The sequence below is a fragment of the Martelella sp. NC20 genome (assembly GCF_013459645.1).
In the GTDB taxonomy this organism is placed as follows: Bacteria; Pseudomonadota; Alphaproteobacteria; order Rhizobiales; family Rhizobiaceae; genus Martelella.
The window spans coordinates 2,695,915-2,722,798 of sequence record NZ_CP054861.1 but is presented as its reverse complement, the minus strand read 5'-3'; the positions used below and the strand labels follow the sequence as shown (position 1 = coordinate 2,722,798).

Here is a 26,884-nt window from a genome sequence, read left to right as displayed (position 1 = left end):
CCATGAACACAGCAATAAACACAGCCATCTATTCCACCCGCAAGATATCAAAGTCCTTCGGCGCGACCCGCGCGCTTGCCGGCGTCGAGATCGATATCCATGCCGGCCGGATCACCGGGCTGCTCGGGGCCAATGGCGCGGGCAAGTCGACCCTGATGAAAATCCTCTCCGGCGCGCTTCAGCCGGACGGCGGCGAGCTTGTGTTCGAGGGCAGGCCGTTCCACATGGGCTCGATGCAGGAGGCCTGGCAGCGCGGCGTCGCCTTCGTCTCCCAGGAGCTCAACCTGTTCCCGGCCCTCAGCGTCGGCGAAAACCTGTGGCTGGTGCCGGGCCGCGCCGGCCTTGTCCCGACCCGGGATTTCCTGCGCAAGGCGAAAGCGCAGACCGAGGCGCTCGGCCTCTCGGTGGCGATGCCGACGCCGGTCGATGCGCTCACGCTCGCCGACCGGCAGATCGTCGAGATCGCCCGCGCCCTGTTGCAATCGCCTCGCGTGCTGATCCTCGACGAGCCGACCTCGGCGCTTCAGGCCGCCGAGGTCCACCGGCTTCACGATATCCTGCTGAGGCTGCGCGATACCGGTGTCGCGATCATCTACATCTCTCATTTTCTCGAGGAGGTGCTGGAAGTCGTGGATGACGTCATCGTCATTCGCGACGGCGCCAATGTGGCCCTCCCGGCAGGACGCCCGACCATTGCGCAGATCGTCGAGGCGATGCTCGGCCGCGCGCCGGCGCCGCTGCATTCGGCTGCGGCTCCTGACACGGCGGCGGGCGCGACCGGCGGCAAGGCACTGACGATCGCCGGCCTCGAAGTCGGGACGGCGCTCAGGATCGAACGCCTCGTCGCCCATGAGGGCGAGGTGGTCGGCATCGCAGGTCTTGCGGGCGCCGGCACCGACACGCTGATCGAGGTGCTGTTCGGCATGCGCCGCCCTTCCGCCGGCACGATCACCCTTCCGTCGGGAAAGGGCACGCCGGCAAGCAGGGCCGAGGCGGTCAGGAACGGCGTCGCCTATTTCCCCTCGGACCGCAAACGGCTCGGGCTCACCCTGCAGCAGAGCATTCACGAAAACATTTCCGCCGTCCGCTCCCTTGCGCTCGGCCGCGACGGGCCCGTCCCCAATGTCGCGCGCCAGCGCGAGACGGCGCGCGCCCGTTCCGCCGAGATCGGCATCAAGATGGCCGATGTCGACGATCCGGTCGCAACCCTTTCCGGCGGCAACCAGCAGAAGGTCGTGTTTGCGCGCTGGCTGGAGGCCGCGCCCGACCTCCTGCTTCTCGATGATCCGATGCGCGGCGTCGATGTCAACGCCAAGCGCGAGATGTACCGCATCATCCGCGGGCTCGCAGAACGCGAGCGGATCATCCTGTTCCAGTCCACCGATCTCGGCGACTACGTCGCCTGCGCCGACCGTGTCCTCGTGTTCGCGCGCGGCCGCATCATCGATGAACTGAAGGGCAGCCGCCTGACCGAACATGAGCTGACACACAGCATGAACGGATCGGGATGAGGCGATGCCCGCCCGATCGCCAACAGACGCAAACCATAATGGAGAACACGCATGATCAACCTTGAAGGCAGGATCGCCGTCGTGACCGGCGGCGGCATGGGCATCGGCGCCGGCATTTCGAAGGTGCTTTCCGGCTACGGCGCGGCAATCGCGATCGCCGACATCAATCCCGACACGGCAGAGCCGACGCGGCGCGCCATCGAGGCGACCGGCGGCAGGGCGATCGTGCTGCGCCACGACGTGACCGACTGGGATTCGGCCTTCGCGCTGGCGGAAGCGGTCGAGGCAAAACTCGGGCCGCCCGACATTCTCGTCAACAATGCCGGCGTTTCCGGCCGCAAGCCGCTGCTCGAAATGACCGAGAAGGACTGGGATTTCGTGCTCGACATCAACCTGAAGGGCCAGTTCATCACCACCCGCGCCTTCATGCCCGGCATGGCGGCGCGCGACCGCGGCCGGATCATCAACCTCGCCTCGGTCGTCTCCAAGCAGGGGGTGGGCAATTTTTCGCACTACTGCACATCGAAATTCGGCGTCATCGGCTTCACCCAGAGCATCGCTCAGGAATTCGCCCGCACCGGCATCACTGTCAACGCCGTCTGCCCCGGCATTCTGATGACGCCGCTGCATGACGGGATCGTCGGTCAGATGGCCGATGCCGATCACGTGGACTTCGAGACGGCGAAGAAGAATTTCGTCGGACTGGTGCCGCAGGGACGGCCGCAAACGCCGGAGGATGTCGGCCATCTGGTCGCCTATCTCGCCTCGGACCTCGCCAGAAACGTTACCGGCCAGTCCTATCACATCGACGGCGGCATGCAGATGGACTGAGCCACGGCCAGCCGCAAAACCACCAAGGGAGGAAAATAGCATGGACCTGACACAACGCCTCAAGGGCAAGACCTGCATCATCACCGGCTCCGGCGGCAGCATCGGCCGGGCAACCTGCCTGCGCTTCGCCGCCGAGGGCGCCAATGTCGTCGGCTGCGATATCGCCCCCGAGCCCGCACAGGAAACAGTCCGGCTCGTCACCGAGGCCGGCGGCACTATGATTTCCATCGACCCTGCCGATCTGACGAAGACGGCCGATTGCGACCGGGTCGTCGCCGGCGCGGTCGAAAAATTCGGCGCCGTCGACATGCTGTTCAACAACGGCGCTATGGCCTATTTCGCCTGGATCGACGGCATGGACGACGACACCTGGCACAACACCATCAACCAGGAACTCGACCTCGTCTTCCTGATGACGCGCGCGGCCTGGCCGGAGCTGTGCAAGAACGGCGGCAATATCGTCAACACCGCCTCGATCAATTCCTGGATCGGGCTCGAAATGCTGCCGGCGCTCGCCCATGTCGCTGCCAAGGGCGGCGTGCTGTCGATGACCCGGCAGCTCGCCATGGAGGGCCGCAAGCACGGGGTGCGCGCCAACTCCGTCTCGCCCGGCACGATCGAGACCAACCAGACCCGATTCATCCTTCAGGACGAGAACTGGTCGCGCATCCAGCTCGGCCGGGCGATGATGAATCGGATGGGCCAGCCGGAAGAGGTCGCCGCCGCCGTCGCCTTCCTCGCAAGCGACGACGCCAGCTACATCACCGGCGCCGACATCGCCGTCGACGGCGGCATCCGCGCCTGGTGAAGTCGAGCATTTGGCAATCAGGTCAAATCACCTGACGTCCGCGAAGACGCAGTGAAACAAAAGAGAGGAAGCAGGGCCGCGTTTCCGTGAAAGGCGACCCTGCTCTTGAACGGTCCAATCCCGATTTGCATCTGTGAACCGCGCCATTGGTGCATAACGAGGTTTGCGTTCTGCGATACCATGCTGGCGCGGACCGCTGCTGAGCGATGTCGCGGCGGCCCCGCTCCGGGGGATCAGGCGGCGGCGATAGCCGTCCTTCGGTTGAGGATGAAGGCGGCGGTCAGGATCGGGGCGATCAGCGCAAGTCCCGCGATCAGCAGCTCGATATCGCTCACCCCCGGAATGGCCTCGCCCGGCAGGGCGATCAGCACCGCGCCCACGAGTACCGGGAGCCGCAGCAACAGGCCCGCCGGGCTTCGCGCAAACAGCGGTCCGATCCCCGCCAGATAGCCCTGAATGGCGCCGGCGAAGATATAGACGCCGAACACGGCAAGAGCGGTCGAAAACACGATGTTCTGCCAGTGCCCCACCAGAACAAGCCCCGGATCGAGCACGAAGAAAAACGGGATGAAATAGATCACCGAGCCGATCTTCATCGATTCGAACCCGGTCTGCATCGGCGGCGTCCTGGCGACGGAAGCGGCGGCGAATGCGCCAAGCGCAAGCGGCGGCGTGATATAGCTCAGCATGCCCCAGTAGAAGATGAACAGGTGCACCGCGATCGGCTCGAGCCCGGCCTGGATCAGCGCCGGGGCCAGCATGATCGCGAGGAAGATGTAGCAGGCCGTGGACGGCATCCCGACCCCGAGGACGAGACTGGTGACCGCGCCCATCATCAGGAGCACGTATGGGTTTCCGCCGGCGATGAACAGCAGGTCGTTCACCAGCGTGCCGGCAAGCCCGGTCATCGACAGGCCGCCCACGATCATGCCGACGCCGGCGAGGATCGCGGCGAGATTGGAAAACAGATGCGCGCTGCCATCTATGAACGCCAGCACCTCCTTCCTGCCCCAGCGCCCGTCCTTCGAGACGATCTGGTTGATGATCAGCAGGATGGCGGTCGCATAATAGGGCGCGAGCGATTCCTGGCGCATGACCAGCAGCATGAAGACCAGCAGGACGATCGCGAAGCTGTGGTGCCAGCCCTCCTTCAGCGTCTGTTTCAGATCGGGCAGCTCGGTCTCCGGCAGGCCCTTCAGCCCGTCGCGCGCGGCGCGCGCATCGATCTGGATGAACAGGCCGAAGAAATAAAGCAATGCCGGGATCGCCGCGGCCAGCGCGATCGTCGAATAGGAAACCTGCAGGAAGCTCGCCATCACGAAAGCGGCAGCCCCCATCACCGGCGGCATCAGCACGCCGCCGGTGGAGGCGCAGGTCTCGATCGCCGCCGCCGTGACGCCCTTCATGCCCGAGCGCTTCATCGCCGGGATCGTCATGACGCCGGTGGTCAGCACGTTGGTCACGACGCTGCCCGAAAGCGACCCCATCAACCCGCTCGACATGATCGCGACCTTGGCCGGCCCGCCGCGCACATGGCCGAGCAACGCGAAGGCAAGATTGATGAAGAACCGCCCTGCCCCGGTATGTTCCAGCGCCACGCCGAACAGGATGAAACCGAACACGAGGTTGGCAAAGGCCCGGAGCGGTATCCCCATCATGCTTTCAAGCGACATCGCGTGATAGGCCGCGACATATTCGAACGGCGATGCGAAGGCGGAGATCGGCCCGGGCAGCTTGTCGGCGAAAAGCGGATAGGTCGAGAAAAACAGCACGATCACCGCCAGCACCGTGCCGCCGGCCCGGCGCGCCGCCTCGATCACCAGAACCCACAGCACGGCGCCGACCACGACCGTGTTGAACGGCGGCATCATCTCCCAGCCATAGCGGATGATTGAATAGGAATAATAGACGAAGAAGATGAAGCAGGCGGCCGACAGGCCCGCGAGGCCCCAGTCCAATATCGTCGGCCCGCGCTTCGCCTGGCTGGCCCGCATCGGAAAAAGAAGGAAAGCAATGGGGATCGTCAGAAACAGCACGGTGTAGAGATATTGCTGCTCGATCAGCGTGTGGCCCATGCGCGCGCTGATATTGAACGCCTGGTTGATCGACAGCACGATCAGCGCCACCGTCGCAAGCCGCGCAATCCAGCGCGCCGCGCCGCCGAGATTTCTGGCGGAGACCGTATCCCCGCCAGCAACATCGTTCTTGACTGTATTGTCGGACATGTCGCGCTTTCGTCTACTGGAAATAGGCCGGCATGCCGGCCGCCTGCAGGGCCTCCGCGCGGATTTTCATCCACTGCTCCTGAAAGTCGGCATCGCCGCGCATGTCCTCGGTCGTAGCCCAGGCATCGGCGAGCACGGCGGCGCGGGCCAGAAGCGCGTCATTGTGGGCGTCGAGTTCGTCGGTCCAGGTTCCGGCCTCCCTGTAGGCCTTGATCGAGGCTTCATGATAGGGAACCGTCCACTCGAACATCTGCTTGTCGGCGGCAAAGCCGGCCGTGCTGGGATCGGCCTTCGAATAGACATCGACCTGCTCGACCAGCGCCCGCGTGAAATTGTAGACGAGATCGGAATCATCCGAATAGGTGATGACGTCGGGATAGGGTACGCCGATGCATTCCAGCGGCTCCTTCAGCCCGCCAGCAGCCTGGGTCGCGACCCGCTTGGCGAAATGCGGATTGACCTCGCGCATCCGCGCCCAACCCTCGGCATCGTCATGGGGATAGGGGACGTATTTCAGCCCGCGCGGACCGGCGACCGCCTTTTCGACGAGACCGCCGGTGCTGACCGTGGTCACGCCATCCACCTGTCCGTTGATCATCGCGTCGATCGCCGCGCCATAGCTCGGCATTTCGACCAGCGTGACATCGTCGATCGTCAGCCCTCCGAAGGCCAGCATCGCCTTGGCATTGGCCTGAAGCGGGCTGGAGCCGACGACCCAGGGGATGCGTTTGCCCTTGAAATCCGCCATGGTTTCGATGCCGGCGTCACCGGCCACGATATAGGTCAGGCAGTTATCGCCGCCGACAAGGCTGACAGCCCGCAAATCCTGCGGCCCCCAATCCGGGGAGGCATAGTCGTCGACCCCCTCGAAGGCGAAGAAGACATCGCTGCCGGCAATCGAGAACGGCATGCGGCCATCACGCACCGGCGCCACCTTGGCCTGCGGATTGCCGGTGCCGACAACGCGAAGCGAAACGCCATAGGCATCCTGAAGCGCCTTGCCGATGGCGATAGCCTGATTATAGGACGTTCCGCCGACATCGGCCGCAGTAACGGCAATCGTGCCCGGCAGTTTGACGTCGTCGGCAAGGGCGACCGAAACCGGCATCAGAGCCAATCCGGCGATGATCGAGAACTTTTTCAGCATTTTTATCTCCTCCTGCGGCCCTGAGGCCTGCTCCTCCGAATGAGTCGCCCGATGTTCGGCTTTGCCATTTTCTCCCATGGATGCGGAAACGCTTTTCCGCTTCCGGCAGGCGCGTCAGTCAGGGCTTGATGAAGGAGAGTAGAGCAAGGAAAGGGCTGCGCCAGTCGCAGCCCCGCGCATTTCACGTCATGAAACTCATCCGAATGACAAACCGAGAGCGCTCACCGAACAGCTCAACGGGTCTCAGACGCTTGCCGCAACCGGCGCGGCCTCGCCGTTTTTGACCACGACATCGCCCGACCATTCCGCCTTTTCGGCATCGAGGGCATGGCTCATGCGCTTGATGCTCTCGGTAATGGCAGCGGATGCTGCCTTCAACTGGGGCACATAGCGTTTGAGAACATCCTCGCGGCGCACCGCCCGCGTGTAATAGGTCATGCCGATCGTGGCGAGGATCTTGCCCTCATCATGCCCGTAGATCGGCACGGCAACGCTGGAGGACGGCTCCGAGGCCTTGACGCCTATGCGTTCGGCGAACCGCATTTTCTGGGTCACCCGGATCACATGGTCAACCATGTCGGAGAGTTCCATGATCTCGCTGTCGGGATGGGCGGAATTCTTCAGCAACTGCATCGTCAGCCGGCGTTCCTCGGGCGGGCAGAAGGCGAGATAGGCGCGCCCGAGCGCGGTCGTCACCAGCCCCATGCGCTTGTAGATCAGCGCATGATAGGGCGCCATCGGGCTTTCGCCGCAGGTGGTGTCGCACACCATGACCGCATTGCCATTGGGCACGGCGATCGCGACCGGCCATTTGTGGACGCGGGTGAGTTCCTGCGCCCAGGGCCGCCCCGCCTCCACCGCCAGCGGCGCCCCGTGAAAGCCGCAACTGAGGGCGGCCACCTGCGAGGTGACGCGATAGCCCTTGTCGCTTTCCCGCTTCGAGACATAGCCCGCCTCGATCAGCGTCTCGAGAAGACGCACCACCGTCGGCTTCGGCAGACCCGACACCCGGTGGATATGATCGACCGACGAAACCCGCTGGCGGTTGAGGATCTTCAGAACCTCAAGCGAACGGAGAACGGAATTGACCGGCAGATAAGAGTTCATGTTTTCCTCCCTTGAACCCCGCTCGCTTTCTCAGCCGCACCCGCTCGCGGGAACCGGATACGGATCGCCGCGCGTCCTCCAACGCGGTGCGGCGAACCATTGTTCTGAGCGTGCGCATGTATCGGCGGCGGAGCATTCCGATCTTTCCGCCACAGGATTAGTGTATCTTCTCCCAGGTGAGATTGCGATAGTTAACAACGCCGTCGAATGTGGCCGGCGGCGCGGTCAGCACCAGCCGCATGCCCTCGAACCGCGCCGGGCGGACCTGATCGGTGTCCATCCGGTCGGGCACGGTCGAACAATCGACGCGCGTCACCAAGGTTTCGCCGTCGAAACGGTAGGTTCCGGCATAGGACGAATATTCGCGCGGTCTTTGCGAGGGCCGGTGCTCGCGGCCGTCCTGGATGACGACCATCATGCGGTGATCGTCGTTGAAGCTGATCAGCCCCATCTTCTTCGGACCGTAGGACGAGCGCAGGATGTTGCCGTCGCCATCGCGGTTTTCGATATTGACCAGTTTCCAGGTGCCGATGAGCATATAGGACTTGTCGGGTTGTTGCTGCATATCAGGCGTCCTCGCCAATAAATCTGAAGGCTTGCGGGTCCGGCTTGCGGGTCAGTTCCCAGTATTCCACCAGTTTCCAGGGCGAGTTGGTGGTGACGCGGCCGCGCTTGTTCTGGTACCAGTTGGTGACCCCCTCATTGGTCCACACCATCCGGCTCAGGATCGCGTCCAGTTTGTCGTTATAGGCATCATGCGCCGCCTTCGTGCATTCCATTGCCGCCTCGCCCCGCTCCAGCAGCATTTCGAGGCATTCGACGATGTAATGCACCTGGCATTCGGCCTGGAAGATGATGCTGCCGCCATGGGCAAGATTGGTATTGGGCCCGTAGGTCATGAAGAAGTTCGGGAAATCCGGCACGCAGATGCCGAGATAGGCGCGCGGATCGTCATCGCCCCAGAGTTCGCGCAGCGATCTGCCGTGGGCGCCGACGACTTCCATCGGGTATATCATCCGGCTGGCATGAAAACCCGTGGCCCAGATGATCGCGTCGACCGGCGTGCGCCTGCCGGCCTTGTCGACGATCGCATCGGCCTCGATATGGTCGATCCCGTCATTGTCGAGCTCGACATTGTCGCGCTTCAAGGTTTCGAACCAGCCATTGTCGCGCAGCGAGCGTTTGCCGAAGGGCGCGTAGTCCGGCAGCACCTTGGCGCGCAGGTCCGGCCGGTCGGCCATCACCTCGTCGATATATTTCGTCCATTCCTTGCGGATATCGGCCGAGCGCTGGGAGATCGCATCCTTGCGGCCCTTCCACGCCGGATCGCGCACCAGCGCGTCGTGAATACCGTCGCCGTAAGCCCAGAACAGCAGGAACCGGTACCAGCGGGCATAATGGGGCACGTTTGCGAGCACCCATTTGACGTTGTCGGTGACGAGGTTGTGGTAATTGTGGCGCGGAATCACCCAGGGGGCGGCCCGCTGATAGATGGTCATGTGCCTTGCAATCCGGGCCGTCGCGGGACCGGCCTGCATGCCGCTCGCCCCGGTGCCGACCATGGCGACGTTCTTGCCCGTGAGATCATAATCGTGATTCCAGCGCGCGGTATGCATCTGCTCGCCCCTGAAATCCTCAAGCCCCTTGATTTCGGGGATCATCGGCTGGTTGAGCTGGCCGACGGAACTGATGACGGCATGGGCGCTCGCCTCCCGCGTACTGCCATCGGACATGCGGATCACGGCATGCCAGAGCTTTTCGGCATTGTCGTATCGCAGCGACAGCACCTCCTGCCGGAAGCGGACATGGTCCAGAACGCCGTAGCGCACGGCGCTGTCCCGGAGATAGGATTTCAGCTCCTCCTGGCGCACGTAATAGCGCGACCAGTTGTGATTGAGCGCGAAGGAGTAGCAATAGAGATGGTTGGCGCTGTCGACCCCGCAATCGGGATAGGTGTTTTCGTGCCAGACGCCGCCGACATCCTCGTTGCGCTCGATGATCTCGTAGGCAATGCCGGCCTCGTTCAGCTTGATGCCGGCATTGATGCCCGAGGCCCCTGCCCCGATCACCAGGACATTGAATTTCTCGGCCCGGGCCTTCGCCGCGGGGCTGGCATTTTCGAAATGTTCGGGCGTGGGCCGGAACCCCAGATCCTCGAACAGCATGGGCAGATAGCGCGCCGAGACCTCCTCCCGGCAGAACACGTTCATCATCCGATGCAGTTGTTCCGGGGTGATCTCAGGGTCAACATGGTGCGGATCGAGCAGAACATCGGCAAGCCGGCCGAGCAGCGTCTGCATGTCGCCAGCGGGAATGCCGTGTTCGAAAGCGCCCGGCTTCGAGAGCATCGGGCCGTAGTGATCGAGCAGCGACATATCGCCGGTGAGCTGCACGAGAACCATCACCAGCGTCGAAGGGTCGGCGTCCGACAACCGCTCGACCAATGCAGCGTGGTCGTTGGCAAATGGCTGGAGTGTATTCATTCTGGTTATCCTCCCGAAATCTTCAGGAAGGCTAGCCAAGTCTTCGGCGATCCGGACTTGCTTGTTCCCGGGATTTCACATTGTGAAACGCGATCGAAACGCCGGTGTCGTCACGCCTGCGCTCTGTTTCCCTGTGGACGAGCCGGGGAGGAAAGAGATGGGCGACCAGCAAGACGCGATACAATCGCGCTCCGAGATCGTGGACAGCCTGCTGCGCGGGGCGGTGGATCTGCATTGCCACAGCGGTCCCTCGATCATGGAACGCAAGCTCGACCATATGGAGGAGATCAGGGACGCGGAGGCGGCGGGGCTTCACGCCGTGCTGTTCAAGGATCATTTCTATTCCAACACGCCGGTCATGCAGGTACTCCAGCGTTTCAGGCAGGGCAATGCCAACCTGACACTGCTTTCCGGCGTGCCGCTCAACAACCAACTCGGCGGGCTGAACCCGTTTGCGGTCGAACACGGGCTGATGCTGGGCGCAAGAATGGTCTGGATGCCGACGCTATGCGCGCATAACCACCTGACCACCGCCTTCCGCTACAACCTCCACGGACGTCTCGGGCTTCGCGAACCGACGCGGCTTTCGGTGCTGGACGAGCGGGGCCGGATCAAGCCTGAAGTCAAGGATATCCTCGACCTCATCGCCGAACATGACGCGGTGCTGTGCGGCGGGCATCTGCATGTCAGCGAGATGTTTCCGCTGTTCACCGAGGCCCGCGCGCGCGGCGTCACGCGCATGCTCGTCAGCCATCCGACCTACTGGATCGAAGCCAAGGCCGAGGACCTCAAGGCATTGGCCGCACTCGGCGTCTATCTCGAACACTGCGCCTGCATGCTGATCGAGGGACCGTCGCGCAAGTTTCCGTTCGAGGCGCTGCGCGGATATGTCGATGCCGCCGGTCTCGATCACACCATCATCGGCTCGGACCTCGGGCAGACCTTCAACCCGAAGCCGGTTCCGGGGTTTCGCGCGGTCATAGAACTGTGCCTCGAACTCGGCTTCACCGCCCAGGAAATCCGGGCCATGACCTCGACCAATGCCTGCCGACTGATCGGCATCGATCCACCGGACGATCCGCTATGAGCCCGCTCCCCCAACAGCCTGCCAGCGACGTCGTCGATCATCTCCTGACCGGCGCGATCGACCTCGACTGCCGCACTGGTCCTTCGCTGCAGGCGCGTCATTTCAGTCATGATTTTGCCGCCGAGGAAGCCGCGGCCGCCGGCATGGCGGCCGTCGCGTTTCGCGACGATTTCTACCCCACGACCCCGGTCGCCGCGATCCTCGAAAAGGCGGTTTACGCCGATCTTCCGCTGAGATTGCTGTCGGGCGTCGTGCTGAACAATTATGTCGGCGGGCTCAATCCCTATGCCGTCGAGCATGAACTCAAGCTCGGCGGACGCATCATCTGGATGCCGACGATCTCGGCGGCCAATCACCTGCGCATGGCCTATCGCGACACGCAGGACGGCCCCGCCATGCGTCCCCGCGAGGCTCTCAGCGTGATCGACGCCAGGGGCGCGATTACCGGGCCGGTGCGCGAGATTCTCGAAATCATCGCCGAACATGATGCGGTGCTTGCCTCCGGCCATCTCCATATCAGCGAGATCCTGCCGCTGTTTCAGGCGGCGCGGACGGCGGGCGTCACACGGATGCTCGTCAATCAGCCGCTGCACCGCGCGGGTGCGACGCTTGCGGATATCGCGGAACTGGCGCGGGACGGCGCATTCATCGAACTGACCGCCGCCGCGTTCATCGAAGGGCCGGACCGCCGCCACGCGCCCGGCCTTCTGACATCGGTGGCCGCCGCTGCCGGCCCCAGCCGCATCGTCTTCAGTTCGGGACTTGGCCAGACGCGCAACCTCAAGCCCGTGGAAGGGCTGCGCGCGCTGACGAGGCTCTGTCTGCAGCACGGCGTTCCGGAGGAAGACATGGCGGTCATGCTGTCGAGAAATGCCGCACAATTGGTGGGAATCGCGCCGGAACGCTGACGACGAGACCGCTTAAAAACAAAAGCCGTGGACACTGCGTTCCGCAGCCAGTTTGTTGACAAAGCCTATCCCCCTCTCCGCCGTCATACTCGCCCGAGCATCTAAGCACGCATCTACTCGACAGGCGTCCCGGACGAAAAGTCATTTCAAATACAATCCCTTACGGGTCTGTACGAAACGCCAACGCCGCTTGTGCGGGACCGTGGTTAGATCCTCGGCACAAGGCCGAGGATTGTCCGTAAAAAGGATAGCTTTGTCAGCAGTCTGAGCCGCCAACACTGCGTTCCGCCGCTTCGTTTTTCCAACAGGAGCCTCAATCCAGGTTCAGCATCCCCGCGGCATTGCGGCCACACATCGTCTGGATATCCTCCTCGGAGTATCCGGCGTCGAGCAGTTCCGCGATCATGATGCGGAAGCCGTCCACCGGACGCGCGGCCCCCTTGAGGCCGAGGTCGGACCCGAAGACCGTGTTCGCCACGCCGGCGGCCTCGATCAGCGGAATGACGGCCTGCGGCGGGCTTTTCTGACCGCGGCCGGGAATGAACTGGGTGATGGAGTGCTCCATCATCACCCCCATGCCGGCAAGCTGGCGGATATGGGTCTCGTTACAGCCGATCAGATAGGTCGGATGGTTGACGAGCATCTTGCGCACGCCGCGCGCCTTCGCCTCCTCGAACATGATGAACTGCTCGTCGACGCCCAGATGGCCGCCCGCCAGAATGATGTCGCCCGCCGCAATGATATCAAGAACATGTTTGGTATCGTCGGTGAGGCGGCCATTGGCATCGAGCACGCTCAGCGGGATCGGGTCGGGCGCGCCGGCGACCTTGGGAAAGCCCTTGGCCTCGGTCGAAACCTTGTTGATGTGGTTGGCCGCAGAAAGCGTCGGCATCCACACGATCTTGCCGCCGAGCCGCACGGCATGGTCCACCGCATGCGGATTGATGCCGCCAGAGGCGTTGTTGAGGGCGATGCCGGAGAAGAGCCGCACCCCCGTTTCCGGGAACAGCTTTTCCAGGATAATCGCATGCGAGGTGCCGAGATAATAGTGATCCTTGGTGACCACGGCCTTGAACCTGGCCTCTGCGGCCTCCATCAGCTGATCGTGATGGTCGAGGATGCGCGGCATCGCGGCGGGGCCGCTATGGCAATGCAGGTCGACCGTCCCCTCCAGCAGCTTTTCCACCCGCGCGTTATGGTCCGGTCTTGGCGGCGCTTCGAATTCAGCCATTCAGTGTCTCCTCAGGTCTCGTTGGCGGTTTGCGCGGGGGCGGGATAGTCATCGGCGTTGAGCACCCAGCCGGTCTGTCTGGTGAAGTCCCGGCGCGGCGGGCAGAAGACGTCCACAAGCTGGTTGGTTCCCTTGCCGACCGCTTCGGAAGTGTGCAGCGCCCCTGCCGGAATGATCGCGATGGAGGGCGCGCCGATGGTCACATGGTCGTCGTCGCGCCATAAATTCGCATCCGTTTCCCACGGCCAGCGCAGGTGATGGACATAGCTTCCCGCAAGGCACAGCGAGCATTGCTGGAAATCGTCGTGCTTGTGCGGCGAAAGCTGCGTGCGATCGCGCGGCCCCTGCCTCGGATAGACGAAATTGATCATGAAATTGGTGGAGCGGAAGATCCGGCCGAACCGGCCCTCCTGCTGCGGCACGTCGAGCGAATAGGCGCGCACCTTGAACCCGTCCGTGGGATCGGGCCACGGTTCGAGCGGCGGCACGTTCAGATCCGGCTCGTGGGCGGGCAGCAGCGCCTCGCAGCGCGCGACGATATCGGCAGCCTTGCGGGTGAAGAAGCAGACCGCCGGTCCGCCGGCCTCAAACGAAATCGTGCTCGGCCCGCCCGGCACCACAACCACGGAATAACCCTCGACGGCAGTTTCCGTGCCGTTCCAGGTGACGACGGCGCGGGTCTCCCTTTCGGGCAGGATCACGACGTATTCGTCCTCCTGCCGGTCGCGAACGATCCTGCTGCCGGCAGGCTGATCGGCATAGGTCGCGACGAAATTCTGCGCCTGGGCGTACCATGTCCGGACATCGCCGTTACGGTCGCAGGGCTGGCTGTCGTCGAACTTGAAATAGCCGGCCGCCGCAACCGGCGCTGCATCCGGCTTTTCCTCGCTTTCGGCCTTGGTCAGTTTCGACCTCGGGTCGGAGGCAACATACATGATCTGGTCCTTTATGATTTCGATTTCTGATCGACGGCGCGGCAGGCGGCGAGCGCTTGTGCTGCCGCGCGGCGGAGAAACGCCTGATCCGAGCCCGTAAGGAAGGCGCTGACGCCGAGCCGCATCAGCGCGGCCTGATCCGCATCGCTGGTGGCAAGCATCAGAACCGGCTTGCCCGCCTTGCGGCCCGCCGTGATCACCTTCTCGGAGGCGTCCTGAACGGCTTTCGAGGTCTGGCTCGCCTCGCCCATCGCCACCGACAGATCGCCGCGGCCGACAAACAGCGCGGCGATCCCGTCCACGGCGGCGATGGCATCGATCACCTCGATCGCCTCGGGATCCTCGATCATCGGGATGCAGAGCGTATCGGCATCCTGCGCGGCGATATGCTCCCCGGTTGCGACGGCGCCGTAATCCCCGGCCCTGCCGGTGCGCGAAAAGCCGCGCCGGCCGCCCTTGTAGCGGCAGGCCGCCGCCACGCGCTCGGCCTTTTCCACCGAGTTCACATGCGGTATGAAAACGCCCGCAGCACCGGCATCGAGCTGTGCCATCAGGTTGAAATCGGTCGGCTCGCCGACGCGCACCAGAGCGGCCACGCCCCGCGCCCGCGCGGCGAGAATCATCGCCTCGATCGACTCGCGATTGATCGGCGCATGTTCTTCGTCGATGACGACGAAATCATACCCCACCGAGCCGAGGATTTCGGTTGCGTGGAATGTCGGCGTCTTCACGAATGTGCCATAAAGGGGCTCGCCTCCCCGCAACCGCGCCGCAAAGCCGGTCTTCCCCTGTTCCATTGACATGTTCCGCTATGTCCCTTTGGTTTTCTCCACGCGAAACTAGTGCGGCACACGATCTCCAAGACACCGGGGATTCGCAGGGTTTCACACTATGAAACACGGTCAGGAACGGGTCGACCAAAGCGCCCGGCTGATGATGATTTAGCCAGCACAAACATAAATCTGAACGCTTGGCAGGAGGCACCGGGAATGAAACGGCTAGAGGGCAAACGGGCATTCGTAACGGGGGCGGGCCGCGGCATCGGCAAGGCGATCGCTGAAGGCCTGGCCGAGGCCGGCGCCGAAGTCGCCGTGGCCGATATCGATCCCGCGACCGCCGAGGCGACCGCGCGCGAAATCCCGAACGCCACGCCCGTCGTCGTCGATGTCTCCGACCGCAAGGCGGTGTTTGCGGCAATCGACGGTTACGCCGCCAATGGCGGCCTGCATATTCTGGTGCCCAATGCGGTGTTCTTCCACTATGCGCCGCTGGTGGACATGCCCGAGGAGGTGGTCGACAGGATGCTCGATATCGGCCTCAAGGGCACGTTCTGGGCGGTCGCCGCCGCCACGCCCCATATCGCGAAATCGGGCGGCGGCTCGATCATCACGCTGTCCTCGATCGCCGTCTCCATCGCCATTCCCCGTGCCGCGGTCTATACCTCCATCAAGGGCGCGATCGATGCCTTCACCCGGCAGCAGGCGATCGAGCTTGCGCCACTTGGCATCCGCGTCAACGCGCTGGCCCCCGGGACTGTGCCAACGCCGGGGGTGGCGACGATTGCCGATGCTGCAGCCCTTGAGCGCCGCAAGGCGCTGTCGCCGTTCAACCGGCTGGTGCAGGCGGACGAGATCGCGGACGGAGCGGTGTTTCTTGCGTCCGAAGCGGCCAGATCGATCACCGGCATCACTTTGAAGATCGATGCCGCCCAGACCATTTCCGGCCCCCGATAGGGTGCCCGGACAAGCGCAGCAAGGAGTGAGAACTTATGTCAGATGTCGTGCGAAGGGACTTCCACGTCGAAACGGTCGACGGCTATTCCGTCGCGATCCGCGAGGTTCGCTCCGGCAGGGCCGACCGTGTCCCGATGATCCTGCTGCATGGCACGCGGATTCCGGGGCTTTCGGAATTCGACCTGCCGGTCGAAAACGGGTCGCTCGCAGCAGACCTCGCAGCCCGGGGACATGTGGTCTATATCCTTGACGCGCGCGGCTTCGGGCGCTCCGAACGCCCGGCCGCCATGGACGAGCCGCCGGTGCCCGGAGCCGATCCGCTGGTCAGGACCATCGAGATCACCCGCGATGTCGATGCCGCCGTCGACCATCTGCGGGCCGCGACCGGAAGCGACAAGGTCGCACTCTTCGGCTGGGGCGTGGGCGGCACCTGCTGCGGGATGTATGCCGCGCTCTGGCCGGAAAAGATCAGCCATATCGTGCTCTACGCCGTGATCTACGGCGGCGCCGGCGACCAGCCCAGCTTCCAGATCGGCTCGATCTGGGATGACCCGGAAAATCCCGGCCATTTCAACCAGAAGCGCTTCGGCAATTACACCTTCAATTCGCTCGAGGTTCTCGACAAGCACTGGAACGAGCAGATCCCGATCGCGGACAAGGATGCCTGGCGCGATCCGGCGATGTTCGAGGCGTTCAGGCAAGCGCTGATCGATGGCGACCCGACCGCGATGGACCGCGATCCGCCGAGCTACCGCAGTCCCAACGGCATGCTGGAAGACCTGTACCGGATGGGCTGCAACGCCCAGAAGCTGTTCCATGCAAGCCAGATCTACTGCAAGGTCATGATCGTCAAGCCGGAATTCGATACGCTCTGCACGCCGGCCGATCTCAAAGCGCTGGTTGCCGATCTGGAACACGCCGAAACGGTTGACGTCTGGGCCGAAGGGAACACCACCCACTACGTTCTGCTCGACCGCCCGGAGCGCGGCCGCGACAATCTCCTGTCGCGCATGGATGCGTTCCTGCGCTGAGCACGTTCAACGGCAAGCAAAGAGGTCGGGGGCGGATCATCACCCCCCGGCCTCTTTGTTTGTCTCGGCTGTTCCCGGGTTCCTCCGTCATGCCGGCCTTGAGCCGGGGTGACGGAAGAGAGGGACGCCACGCCGCGATGGCGCACAGGCAAACGCCGTTCATTCCATTGAATGCGGTTCCGCCTCAGCCCACGGAAACCGAACCTGGCAGGCGCTTGCGTCTGCCGAGATACAGGATCGAGACGATGGCCATGACGAACAGGGCGATCGCGATCGGGTGTTTCAGCAGCAGCGTCCAGTCGCCGTCGGTCAGCAATATCGTCTGGTTGATCGAACGTTCCAGCATCGGCGTCAGCACGAAGGCGACGATGAAGGCGATGATGGAATAGCCGTAGATCCGCATGCCCCAGCCGACGACGGCCGCCACAACCATGATGACGATGCCGAGCGTGCTCCCCGTGGCGAAAAACATGCCGGTCGCACACATCAGCAACGCGCTCGCGTAGATGACCGATGCCGGCGCGCCCACGACGAAGGCCCAGAACCGCATGCCGAACTGCCCGATGCCGAGATTGAACAGGTTGGCGATCAGCATCGCGGCAAACAGGCCGTAGATCAGCCGTCCCTGGTTCTGGAACAGCAGCGGTCCCGGCTGGACGCCGTGGATGATGAAGGCCGAAACCAGCAGCGCAGCCGCGATATTGCCGGGAATGCCCAGCGTCAGAAGCGGAATGAGATTGGCGCCGACGACGGCGGAATTCGCTGACTCCGACGCCGCGATCCCGCGCGGATCGCCGGTGCCGAGCTTTTCCGGATCCCTGGCGGTCTGCTTGGTGATCGAGTAGCTTAGAAAGCCAGCCGTCGTGGAACCAAGACCGGGGATCGCGCCGATCACCGTGCCGATGACCATCGCCCGGAATGCCACCACCCGGTGCGCCCAGAACTCGGCGAAAGTCAGCTTCTGATCCGCGCTGTCGGCGAATTCCAGCGTCGCATCGGTGACGCTCGCCTGCCCGCTTGCGCCAGGGCCGGAGGGCGCGCGCTCGGACAGCCGCACGAAGATCTCGCTCAGCGCCAGCATGCCGACCGCAAGTGCTGTCAGCGGCAGGCCGTCCAGCATCTCGACATTGCCGAAGGTAAACCGTCCGGAGCCGGTGGAGGGATCGATCCCGGCGGAGGCCAGAAGGCAGCCGAAGGCAACCGAGATCATGCCCTTGATCATCGATTCCCCGACAAGCCCGACGATGACGGAAAAGGCGAGGATCATCAGCGCCGTGATCTCGATCGGGCCCATTTTCAGCGCGACCACCGCCAGCGGCGCCGAAACGGTGATCAGGATGATGTCCGAGAACACGTCGCCGGAGACGGAGTAATAGAGCGAATATTTCATCGCCTTGCCGCCCAACCCCTTCTTCGCCATCGGGTAGCCGTCGAGTGCCGTGGCGGCACTTTCGGGCGTGCCGGGCGTATTCAGAAGAATGGCGGGGACCGCGCCCCCGACCGTTCCGCCCTTGTTGACGGAAATCAGAAAGGCGATCGCCGTCAGCGTGTCCAGCGCGTAGGTCAGCGGAATAGCGATCGCGAGCGCCATCAGGATGCTGAGACCGGGGATTGCGCCCACGATCTGCCCGACCAGAACGCCAAGGGCGATGTATAGAAGCGTGGAGACGGTGAAGACGTCCGTCATTCCGGCCAATATGACACTCAGATCAGGCATCGACGGCTCCAGTCAGGGTAAGGGACGGCTCAGTATCTGCTCGAAAAACAGCCAGGTGCCCACCGGCAGTCCGACGACGACGGCGGCGAGCCATACCGGCCGCCTTTCGCCGGTGATAACGCAGATGAGAACCATCAGAGCGATGGCGACCGGCAAATAACCGAAGGTTCTGATCCCCACCATGGCGAGAAGCGTGGCTGCGGCCACCGCCATGAACAGCGCGAACCTGCGAAACCCCGGCACATCGGCCTTGGTCTTCGTGAACGCGATCTGCATCACGCCGAGTGCAACCAGCAGCACGGCCGCAATCTGCGGAAACAGCGCCGGATTCGGGTAGACGAACACGCCCGGCACCGTCTTGACGTTTTCGGGAATGCCCCAGAGGAGGAGGAAGACGCCGAACAGCGCGACGGCTCCCCCCAGGATACGATCAGCGGTCATGTCGATTGGCCCGCCGGTCTCACTCTGCAAACATCTTCTGATAGCGGGCAGCCTGTTTTTCCATCAAGGCGGTGAGCCCGTCAGGACCGAGATTGGCGGCCCGGTTGTCGAAATTGGCCATCAATTCCAGGTAAGCGTCGGAGGCCATCGCCTCCTCGATCACGCCCTCGAAGCAGGCCTGCAAGTCCTCCGGCAGGTCCTTCGGCATGACGAAGATGGTGTAGGCGGAGGCCGACAGGTCCATGCCGTATTCCTGAAGCGTCTTGACGTCGGGCGCGTAAGGCACGCGGTCGTCGGTCAGGGTGGCGAGCTGGACCATATTGCCCGCGGCGATCTGCTGGATATGCTGGCTGCCCTGGATCGTCGCGTCGACATGGCCGCCGAGCGCCTTCTGCATCGCGTCGGCAGAACCGTCGCTCGGGATCGGCACGAACTCGACGCCGTAGAAATCGCCAATGTCCCGAACCAGCCGTTCCAGATGGATGGCGGAGGTGGAAATCGTCGCCCGGCCGTTCTCGCGGGCATAATCGGCCAGTTCCTCCAGCGTATCGTAGGGCTTGTCCTCAAGCGCCACGAGGCCGAAGAGCACCTCCATGGCGGAACCCGGATAGTAGAAATCCGTCCAGTCGTAATCGACGGCGTCGCTGGCATAGGGATCGATCACGATCGGGTTGGTGGCGCCGACAAGCAGCGTGTAGCCGTCCGGCCTGGTCGATTTCAGAATGGTCGTCGCCACGGCCCCGCCGGCGCCCGGACGGTTGCTGACCGGGACGGTCCAGCCCTGCTGCTCCTCTATCGCCGCTGCGAGCGTGCGCCCGATGGCATCTGTTCCGCCGCCGGCGCCATAGGCGACGACGAATTCGACGGGCTTTTCGGGAAAGCCGGCCGGGCATTCGGCGGCAAGCGCGAGCGCCGGCATGGCAACAACCACGCCAGCGGCGACGAACGTGCGGAAACTCCGTATTGCGATGGTCATAAATTCCTCCCTTTGATCTCCCCAAACGGTTGTCAGCGCCTGCGCTTCACGACCGTTGGGAAATACCGTACCGGCACAACCGGACGGTTCTATCGTCCATCCAGTCGATTTCACTGAATGAAACGCCCATCCTCAATCCTCATGGAAATCGAATTGAAAGCCCTCGCCGCGCGCGCTCAGCCGGCCTGCCGTCGGGCTCGGGAAATGCGTGGGCAACAGCAGCGCGCCGCTGTCGACCGCCTCGCAGAAAAGTTTCCGGCGCGATTTCGCCGCCATTGCGGGATCATGGCAGAACGGCGTCGACCAGTCGGGTTCGCAGCATTGCAGCTTGTGGTGGGCAAGATCGCCCAAGACGATCGCCTCAAGGCCCCGCGACTGGATCCGCACGCAATAATGTCCGGGACTATGGCCCGGCGAGGGCACGATCGAGACATGCTCATCCAGCCGGTAGGCGCCATCGACAAGCACCGCCTGTCCGGCGTCCGCAACCGGAAGGCAGTTTATTCGCCAGACCTCTTCGCGCTGCCTGGGCGGCACGATGCCGGTTTGCGAGACCTGCTGCCAATAGGCGTATTCGCCCCGGTCGAACAGATAGGTGGCATTCGGGAAGGTCGGCACCCACCGGCCCTTCTCAAGCCGGGTGTTCCAGCCGGTATGGTCGATATGCAGATGGGTGCAGAGCACATAATCGACATCCTCGAGCATCAGGCCCGACTGATGAAAGCGGTCAAGCCAGGGCTGGGTATCCCATGTCACCGCATCGGGCATCTTGTCGGCGCCGTTGCAGGTGTCGACGAGGATGATCTTCGTCGGCGTGCGGATCAGAAAGCTCTGGAAGGCGAGCGTGATGCGCCCCGAGCCCGGGTCGAACAGAAACGGCTCCATGCCGGCAGCGTGGCGACGGATCGTGTCCGTGTCGCTGCCCGGAAACAGGTCCTCCGGCAACATGCCGAACTTCTGATGTTCGAGGATGACGGAGATCGTGACGTCGCCCAGACGGATATCGTTCATCGGTGCTCTCCCTGTCCGGACTGCCCGGATCGCCTGTTCTTCCGCCCCCGGCACGGCCCGGCGCAAGGTGAAAGGGGCTGGCGTTTCAGGATATGAAACGCCACTGCTCGCTCGTTTTTCGCCGGGCGCGTCTCGTTATTGTGTTTCATTGTGGACCAAAACGATGTTTCATCGAGAGGTCGAGGAGGAAACATGTATCTGTCGCTCACATCCTGGTCATTTCCAGCGCTTACGCTGGAGGAGGCCGCGGGTATTTCCCGCATACTCGGCATCGGCGCGCTCGACATCAGCACCAAGGGACGTCCGGGCCTCGACAAGGCGCAGGTGCTGGGCGATCCCCAGGCTGCCGCCGAGCGGGTCGCAGCGCTCGGGGTGACGACGCCCAATTACTACCATCATTTCGGCGACAGCCTTGCCGACCGCAACCTCGCCCTCTCCGGCTCCATCGATGCCAATGCCCGCGATCTCGAAAGGGTTCTGACCTTTGCCGATGCCGCGGGGATTTCGACCGTGTTCTTCCTGCCCGGCATCATCAATCCCGGCCAGTCGCGGTCCGAGGCGATGGCTGCGTCGGCGGAAAGCCTCAAGGTTCTGCTGGATGTCGCCAGAGGTTTCAGCGCCGAGATATGCATCGAGCCGATCATCCGCTCCTTCGCGGAATCGCCGGTGATTGTGGAAGAGCTGGTCGATCGCACCGGCATCCGGCTGGCGCTCGATTATTCGCATTTCGTCTGCCTCGGCTATCCGCAGGAACAGATCGATCCGCTGTGCAGGAACGCCGCCCACATCCATCTGCGGCAGGCGCGCATGGGCAAGCTGCAGGAACGCTTCGCCCGTGGCAGCATCAACTTTCCGGCCCTGTTCGGTACGCTGAGGGACATCGGTTATGACGGCGCGCTGGCGATCGAATATGTCCATCAGGATTTCCTGAATGCCAGCAGCGACGATGTGATGACCGAGACCGTGACCATGCGCGACTGCTTCAATGGCTGGAGCGCGGGCACAGCCTGAGGATCCCGCGCCGGAGGGCCAGCAATGCACACCGACAGGACCAGCGCCATTTCCCGCCACCTGGAGCAGCGCCTCATTGCCTATTGGCACGATGTCGACTTCAACTGGGGCGAAAACGCCGCCGAACACTATACCCCGGACGGCCTGTTTCTAAGCCAGACCGCACGATACGAGGGCCGCGAACAGATCCGCGCGTTTTATGGCTGGCGCAGGGAACGCGGCCCGAGGGTGAATGTTCACCTTGTCGGCAATTTCTGGCTGAAGTCGCTTAGCGACACCGGGGCCGAGGCGGACTGGATCTGTACGCTCTATGCGCACGATGGCGACCCGCCCCAGACCTCGAAGCCGCCAATCGCCATCAGCCGCGTGGAAGATATCTATGTGCGGGAAAACGACGGGCCGTGGCTATGCCGGCAACGCACGTGGCACAGCCTTTTCCGCGGCGGCGCGCCAACGACAGGACTGACCGCGCGGGAAATGGCCCGCCGCGTCGCCGGCAAGGCGTAACGCTTCGCCGTCAGCGCTGGATGCCCAGCGCCTCGACATCGATATTCAGCGGGCCCGCGAGATCCGCAATGGAATCATAGAGCAGTTGCAGCGCATAATGCGGGTTATGCACGAAGGCTCCGGAATCCGCGTTCACGAACTTCCAGTTATAGGCAGCCTTCAGCATGCGCGGGGTCCAGGATTTGTAGGTCTGCGGCTTCCCGTCGATCCTGTCGCCGCGCCCATCCCGGTCGGCATCAAGGAAGAAATAGGGATAGGAATGCTCGAACACGATCGGCGCGCCGGCGATGTTGACGCTGTAGTCCTGAATGGTTTTCAGCAGCAGCGCCGAATTGGCCTCAATATCGGAGCGGATGCCCTTGGAGATGTCGCCGCTGCCGTCATAGCTGATCATAGAGATCCGGATCGCCTCGGGCGCCCCGTTCTCATGACAGGTGAGACAGGTTTCCTCGGCCACCGTCAGCGTGTGCGGATCGTGACAGGAGGCGCAATCGGCGATCGGACGGGCATGGAAGAACCGCCCGCTATAGGCCTTTCCGGGATATTCGAAGCCGCCCGCCCCGATGCTGCCGAGCCGCATCGCCCCGGCCAGCGCATAGTGCGGATTGACGAAATTGATCGACGGGTCCGGCGTATCCTCGGCCTTGTCGCCGACAGCCCTCGTCACGCTGGCGCCGGCCTCGCGGCCGATATGACAGGTCATGCAGGCGGCCTGAACGCCCGGCGCCACCGGATGCTCTATACCGCTCGGCAGGGTGATTGCCGCAATTTCGCCAAGGCCGGGACTGTGACAGGTATCGCAATCGACCACGCCGCCGATCGGCGTCGGCCCCTCGATGCCCGGCGCGCTGCCATCCAGCCCATGGAAATCGCGGAAGCCGGCGCCGGCGTGACAGGCCGCACAATTGGCGGGTATTTCGCCGTCGCCGTCCCAGTGGGTGAAGGCTTCGGCGGAGGCATCGGCATGGGCGGAACGCGCCCAGGCGGAGATCAGTTCCTGCTGGGGAACCGGTATCTGATCGGGGCGGAATGGACCGGACTGCGGCATGACATAGAGCTTCAGCGCCTCCACCGCATCAGAAGAATTTTCCTGCGCATGGGTAGTACTAAAATTGACAATTGTCAATATTGCAGCCACCATCAAGAGGATTTTTGAGGTATTTCGACCAACTTCCGATGACATGTCTTTCCACCCCTGTTGAAAACCCTTAGTCTGAACGTGTGGGAATGCTAAACAATATGTTTCACCCCGGCAAATCAAATGTCAGTATGTTTGAATTGTATTTGCATTCAAGTTTTTGAGGAGAGGCGCGTTGATCGGCCTTTTTGGCTCTGGTCTGTCTTTGACCGCCGGCTCGATATCACCGGATTCTAGCGACATTCCCACGGTATTGACCGTCGAGGCCGCACTGACGCCGGCCCCGGGCGAGGAGTTGCGCGTCACGCCGCTCGTTGGCGTTGACGACATCGTGTCGCAGGGCCAGCCATTGCTGAGCCTGCGCAATGCGCCGGATATTCAGCTGGTTGCCCCGATGGCCGCGCGCGTCGCATCCATCGAGATGGAGCCCGGCCGACGGCTGATCCGGCTGGTGCTGTTTGGCGAGGAGACCGGCCAGCGCTTTGCCTATGACACCGGAAGCGTCGGGCAGGATGCAGCAAAGCTGCGTTCGCTGATCAAGGCGGCAGGGCTCTGGCGCCGCATCCGCAGCCGCCCTTTCGGGCGCATGCCGGGGCCGGACGAGATACCATCGGCGATCATCGTGATGGCGACGGACAGCCGGCCCGGCGCGCCCTCCCCCTTCCTTGCCCTGAAGGGGCGAGAGGATGCGCTCGCCCGCGGGCTCGAAGCGCTCGGGCGTCTGACCGGCGAGCGGCTTTTCTTCTGCGAGGCCGGCAATGCGCGGATCGACGCCGATCTGCCGCAGGGCGTCCGCCGCGTCCGCGTCGGCACATTGCACCCGCTCGGCCTTGCGGGGCTGCAGGTGCACCGGCTTGCGCCGGCCTCGATCGAGGACAGGGTATGGGATATCCATGCCGAGGATGTCGCCGATATCGGCGAACTGCTTGAAACCGGAATGGCGCCGGAAACGCGGCTGGTTTCCGTCACCGGTCCAGCACTCACAAGGCAGCGCCTGGTGCGCTGTCAGCCCGGCGCGGATATGCGCGGCCTCTGTCTCGGCTTCGTGCGGCCCGGACCGCATCACATCATGGCGGGCTCGCATATCGACGGCCATTCGGGCCACTGGCTCGGGCCGCGCGACCGGCAGGTGACGGTTCTCGGCGATAGCGCCGGCCATCGCCGGAACCACTGGTTCTCAGCGGCGCTGACCAAAGCCGCGCGGCCGCTTCCCATCATCCCGACCACGGCGCTCGAACAGGCGCTCGGCGGCGATATTCCAGCCGTGGCGCTGATCCGCGCGCTTTCCTCCGGCGACCAGGAAAATGCAGCCCGCCTCGGTGCGCTTTCGCTTCTGGAGGAGGATCTGGCGCTTGTCGATTATGTGACGGCGGCCGAGCCGAGCCTCTCCGCCCAGCTTCGCGGGCTTTTGAACCGGATCGAGAAAGAGGAGGTGGCGGCATGATCCGTGGCCCGATGCGGGGCCCGACGCTGGGCCCCACGCTTGGATTGTGGGACCGCGAGACGGTCGCCCTCCTGCTGCTGGCGGCGGTGATGCCGATTGCCCTTGCCTGGCTCTGGTATGGCGGCACGGATGCCGTGCTGCGGCTCGCGCTGGCGCTCGTCATTTCCGGGCTCTGGCATATCGTCTTCATGCTGGCGCGCGCCCAGCCGCCATCCTTCGCCGGCGCGCTGACGGCGCTCGCCGTCGCGATCCTTGCGCCGGAGGAACTCGGCCTCCTGGCCTTCGTGCTCGGCATCAGCTTCGGCTCGGTGATGGCGGAGCTGGTGTTCGGCGGCTGGGGGCGCAATATCCTGAACCCGGCGACCGTGACGCTCGCCTTTCTCGGCTTCGGCTTTGTCACCGCCCCCTGGCCGGATATGGTCCTACCGGTCGCCTGGGCGGCGGTTCCGGCCGGTATCATCGGCATGGTGGCCGGGGTAATGCCGGCACGGGTCATTCTTGGCGCAGTGGTTGTTGCCGCCGCCGGCCTTTTCGCCGGGCTGCCGCTGCAGCCGGTGCTGCCGGCCTTCGCGCTGGTGCTCGTGCTGCTGGTGGCCGATCCGGTCGCAAGCGCCTCGACCCGGCTCGGCGGCTGGCTGAACGGCGCGATTTTCGCCGCCCTCGTCATCATGTTCACGCTCAACTGGGAGGGCGCGCCGCCGGTGCGCATTGCGGTGTCGGCAGCGCTGCTGGCCTCGCTTGTCGCTCCGCTACTGGATGAAACCGCGATCGCCCTCTGGCATGCCCGCAGGAGAAAACGACATGGCTGACCTGAACCCGATTTCGGCGTGGCGCCGGTTTCTGGCTCTGCCGAACGAGAACCGTTTCAAGACGGTGGCAATCGCCTTCATCGTATCGGCCGTCTGCGCGCTGATGGTGAGCGGCGCGACGGTGGTTCTGCGCCCGATCCAGACAGCGAACCGCGCGGCCGAGCAGCAGGCGCGGCTGGAGGCGCTGGTGGCCGGCATTCCCGGCATGTCCCGGCTTCTGGAACAATCCGGCGGCGCGCTTTCGACCGTCATCATCAACCTGCCCAAGGGCCGGGCCGCCGCCGATATCACGCCCGAAACCCTTCCCGCAGCGCTTGAAAACGACTCCAACTGGAAGACGCTGACGCCGGGCGAGGACACCGCCGGCATCGGCCGCCGCCCGGATTTCGTGCAGATCTACCTGTTGCGCAACGATGCCGGCGATATGGAGCTCGCGCTGTTGCCGATCAGCGGTGCGGGATATGTCGGCCCGATCAACGCAATACTGGCGCTGAACGGCGACATGAACACGATCGCCGGCCTTGCGATCACCGACCAGGTCGAAACCCCCGGCCTTGGCGGGCGCATTGAGGAGCCCGCCTTCCTCGCCCAGTTCGCCGGCACCGAAATTGCCGACGACGCCGGCAATATCCGCTTCGCCGTCGCACACGGAAAGGCGGGCAATGCCTATGAGGTCGATGGCATTACCGGCGCCACCCGAACCTCGAATGCCCTTACCAGAACAATGCGTTTCTGGCTCGGTCCGGACGGTTACGGCCCGCTGATCGCCGCGATCAAGCGCGGGGAGTTCTGA

The 26,884-nt window shown here is 63.7% G+C and carries 25 protein-coding genes; 12 read left to right on the top strand and 13 right to left on the bottom strand.

The genetic code is table 11. The features are described from left to right. The first annotated feature begins 2 nt into the window (after positions 1-2). From HQ843_RS12950 to HQ843_RS12940, 3 genes are read left to right on the top strand one after another with little or no spacing between them, the layout of a single operon-like run. A complete protein-coding gene (locus HQ843_RS12950; protein WP_180897925.1) occupies positions 3-1,511 on the top strand; it encodes a sugar ABC transporter ATP-binding protein in 1,509 nt (502 codons plus the stop codon). 51 nt (positions 1,512-1,562) lie between these two features. Next, positions 1,563-2,342 (top strand): SDR family NAD(P)-dependent oxidoreductase, encoded by a 780-nt coding sequence (locus HQ843_RS12945; RefSeq protein WP_180897926.1) that lies wholly within the window; start codon positions 1,563-1,565, stop codon positions 2,340-2,342. Positions 2,343-2,382: 40 nt separating this feature from the next. Continuing rightward, the gene (locus tag HQ843_RS12940) at positions 2,383-3,150 is read left to right on the top strand and encodes an SDR family NAD(P)-dependent oxidoreductase (RefSeq protein ID WP_180897927.1); all 768 of its coding nucleotides are present in this window, start codon (positions 2,383-2,385) and stop codon (positions 3,148-3,150) included. Positions 3,151-3,383: 233 nt separating this feature from the next. Here the strand turns inward: HQ843_RS12940 and HQ843_RS12935 are convergent, their stop codons facing one another. The 5 genes from HQ843_RS12935 to HQ843_RS12915 all read right to left on the bottom strand — a co-directional run bounded on the left by HQ843_RS12935 (position 3,384) and on the right by HQ843_RS12915 (position 10,112). Then, positions 3,384-5,375 (bottom strand): TRAP transporter permease, encoded by a 1,992-nt coding sequence (locus HQ843_RS12935; RefSeq protein ID WP_180897928.1) that lies wholly within the window; start codon positions 5,373-5,375, stop codon positions 3,384-3,386. 13 nt (positions 5,376-5,388) lie between these two features. Beyond that, the gene (locus HQ843_RS12930) at positions 5,389-6,522 is read right to left on the bottom strand and encodes a TAXI family TRAP transporter solute-binding subunit (protein WP_180897929.1); all 1,134 of its coding nucleotides are present in this window, start codon (positions 6,520-6,522) and stop codon (positions 5,389-5,391) included. A 243-nt stretch (positions 6,523-6,765) separates the two neighbouring features. Beyond that, on the bottom strand, positions 6,766-7,629 hold the full coding sequence (locus HQ843_RS12925; RefSeq protein ID WP_180897930.1) for a helix-turn-helix domain-containing protein: 864 nt from the start codon (positions 7,627-7,629) through the stop codon (positions 6,766-6,768). Between the two features lie 157 nt (positions 7,630-7,786). Continuing rightward, on the bottom strand, positions 7,787-8,194 hold the full coding sequence (locus HQ843_RS12920; protein WP_180897931.1) for a lipocalin-like domain-containing protein: 408 nt from the start codon (positions 8,192-8,194) through the stop codon (positions 7,787-7,789). A 1-nt stretch (position 8,195) separates the two neighbouring features. Further along, positions 8,196-10,112: a flavin-containing monooxygenase gene (locus HQ843_RS12915; protein WP_180897932.1), complete on the bottom strand. Its 1,917-nt coding sequence runs from the start codon at positions 10,110-10,112 to the stop codon at positions 8,196-8,198. Between the two features lie 157 nt (positions 10,113-10,269). On the opposite strand from HQ843_RS12915, the gene HQ843_RS12910 reads away from it, so the two are divergent. Both HQ843_RS12910 and HQ843_RS12905 read left to right on the top strand, forming a co-directional pair. Further along, positions 10,270-11,199, top strand: a complete 930-nt coding sequence (locus HQ843_RS12910; protein ID WP_180897933.1) for a DUF6282 family protein — start codon at positions 10,270-10,272, stop codon at positions 11,197-11,199. Continuing rightward, entirely contained in the window at positions 11,196-12,107 is a 912-nt protein-coding gene (locus tag HQ843_RS12905) for a DUF6282 family protein (protein WP_180897934.1), read from the top strand. The genes HQ843_RS12910 and HQ843_RS12905 overlap by 4 nt, the downstream gene beginning before the upstream one ends. A 313-nt stretch (positions 12,108-12,420) precedes the next feature. On the opposite strand, the gene HQ843_RS12900 is transcribed toward HQ843_RS12905, so the two are convergent. The 3 genes from HQ843_RS12900 to HQ843_RS12890 are packed head-to-tail and all read right to left on the bottom strand — an operon-like array spanning position 12,421 to position 15,070. Beyond that, complete coding sequence (locus HQ843_RS12900) at positions 12,421-13,338, bottom strand: DUF6282 family protein (RefSeq protein WP_180897935.1); 918 nt, start codon at positions 13,336-13,338, stop codon at positions 12,421-12,423. Positions 13,339-13,349: 11 nt separating this feature from the next. Next, complete coding sequence (locus tag HQ843_RS12895) at positions 13,350-14,273, bottom strand: cupin domain-containing protein (RefSeq protein ID WP_180897936.1); 924 nt, start codon at positions 14,271-14,273, stop codon at positions 13,350-13,352. Between the two features lie 11 nt (positions 14,274-14,284). Beyond that, positions 14,285-15,070, bottom strand: coding sequence for an HpcH/HpaI aldolase family protein (locus tag HQ843_RS12890; protein ID WP_246710372.1), 786 nt, complete (start codon positions 15,068-15,070; stop codon positions 14,285-14,287). A gap of 192 nt (positions 15,071-15,262) precedes the next feature. Between HQ843_RS12890 and HQ843_RS12885 the strand changes: the two genes are divergently transcribed. Beyond that, positions 15,263-16,006 (top strand): SDR family NAD(P)-dependent oxidoreductase, encoded by a 744-nt coding sequence (locus tag HQ843_RS12885; protein WP_180897938.1) that lies wholly within the window; start codon positions 15,263-15,265, stop codon positions 16,004-16,006. Between the two features lie 35 nt (positions 16,007-16,041). Next, positions 16,042-17,037, top strand: coding sequence for an alpha/beta fold hydrolase (locus HQ843_RS12880; protein WP_180897939.1), 996 nt, complete (start codon positions 16,042-16,044; stop codon positions 17,035-17,037). Between the two features lie 184 nt (positions 17,038-17,221). Here HQ843_RS12880 and HQ843_RS12875 read toward each other — a convergent pair whose 3' ends face one another. The 4 genes from HQ843_RS12875 to HQ843_RS12860 all read right to left on the bottom strand — a co-directional run bounded on the left by HQ843_RS12875 (position 17,222) and on the right by HQ843_RS12860 (position 21,182). Continuing rightward, entirely contained in the window at positions 17,222-18,754 is a 1,533-nt protein-coding gene (locus tag HQ843_RS12875; RefSeq protein WP_180897940.1) for a tripartite tricarboxylate transporter permease, read from the bottom strand. A 12-nt stretch (positions 18,755-18,766) separates the two neighbouring features. Beyond that, positions 18,767-19,195 carry a tripartite tricarboxylate transporter TctB family protein gene (locus HQ843_RS12870; RefSeq protein WP_180897941.1) on the bottom strand — a complete coding sequence of 143 codons (429 nt, stop codon included), beginning with the start codon at positions 19,193-19,195 and terminating at the stop codon, positions 18,767-18,769. 19 nt (positions 19,196-19,214) lie between these two features. Then, on the bottom strand, positions 19,215-20,171 hold the full coding sequence (locus HQ843_RS12865) for a Bug family tripartite tricarboxylate transporter substrate binding protein (RefSeq protein WP_180897942.1): 957 nt from the start codon (positions 20,169-20,171) through the stop codon (positions 19,215-19,217). A 132-nt stretch (positions 20,172-20,303) separates the two neighbouring features. After that, positions 20,304-21,182, bottom strand: coding sequence for an MBL fold metallo-hydrolase (locus HQ843_RS12860; RefSeq protein ID WP_180897943.1), 879 nt, complete (start codon positions 21,180-21,182; stop codon positions 20,304-20,306). Between the two features lie 192 nt (positions 21,183-21,374). Here HQ843_RS12860 and HQ843_RS12855 point away from each other — a divergent pair, with 192 nt between their 5' ends. After that, positions 21,375-22,193 (top strand): sugar phosphate isomerase/epimerase family protein, encoded by an 819-nt coding sequence (locus HQ843_RS12855; protein WP_180897944.1) that lies wholly within the window; start codon positions 21,375-21,377, stop codon positions 22,191-22,193. 24 nt (positions 22,194-22,217) lie between these two features. After that, positions 22,218-22,700: a nuclear transport factor 2 family protein gene (locus HQ843_RS12850; RefSeq protein ID WP_180897945.1), complete on the top strand. Its 483-nt coding sequence runs from the start codon at positions 22,218-22,220 to the stop codon at positions 22,698-22,700. A 10-nt stretch (positions 22,701-22,710) separates the two neighbouring features. Here HQ843_RS12850 and HQ843_RS12845 read toward each other — a convergent pair whose 3' ends face one another. Further along, on the bottom strand, positions 22,711-23,772 hold the full coding sequence (locus tag HQ843_RS12845) for a cytochrome c3 family protein (RefSeq protein WP_180897946.1): 1,062 nt from the start codon (positions 23,770-23,772) through the stop codon (positions 22,711-22,713). Positions 23,773-24,013: 241 nt separating this feature from the next. On the opposite strand from HQ843_RS12845, the gene HQ843_RS12840 reads away from it, so the two are divergent. Genes HQ843_RS12840 through HQ843_RS12830 form a run of 3 tightly spaced genes read left to right on the top strand, consistent with a single transcriptional unit; the run spans position 24,014 to position 26,884 of the window. Then, positions 24,014-25,282 carry a Na(+)-translocating NADH-quinone reductase subunit A gene (locus HQ843_RS12840; RefSeq protein ID WP_180897947.1) on the top strand — a complete coding sequence of 423 codons (1,269 nt, stop codon included), beginning with the start codon at positions 24,014-24,016 and terminating at the stop codon, positions 25,280-25,282. Continuing rightward, complete coding sequence (locus HQ843_RS12835; RefSeq protein WP_246710371.1) at positions 25,279-26,091, top strand: RnfABCDGE type electron transport complex subunit D; 813 nt, start codon at positions 25,279-25,281, stop codon at positions 26,089-26,091. The genes HQ843_RS12840 and HQ843_RS12835 overlap by 4 nt, the downstream gene beginning before the upstream one ends. Continuing rightward, entirely contained in the window at positions 26,084-26,884 is an 801-nt protein-coding gene (locus HQ843_RS12830; protein WP_180897948.1) for an FMN-binding protein, read from the top strand. The genes HQ843_RS12835 and HQ843_RS12830 overlap by 8 nt, the downstream gene beginning before the upstream one ends.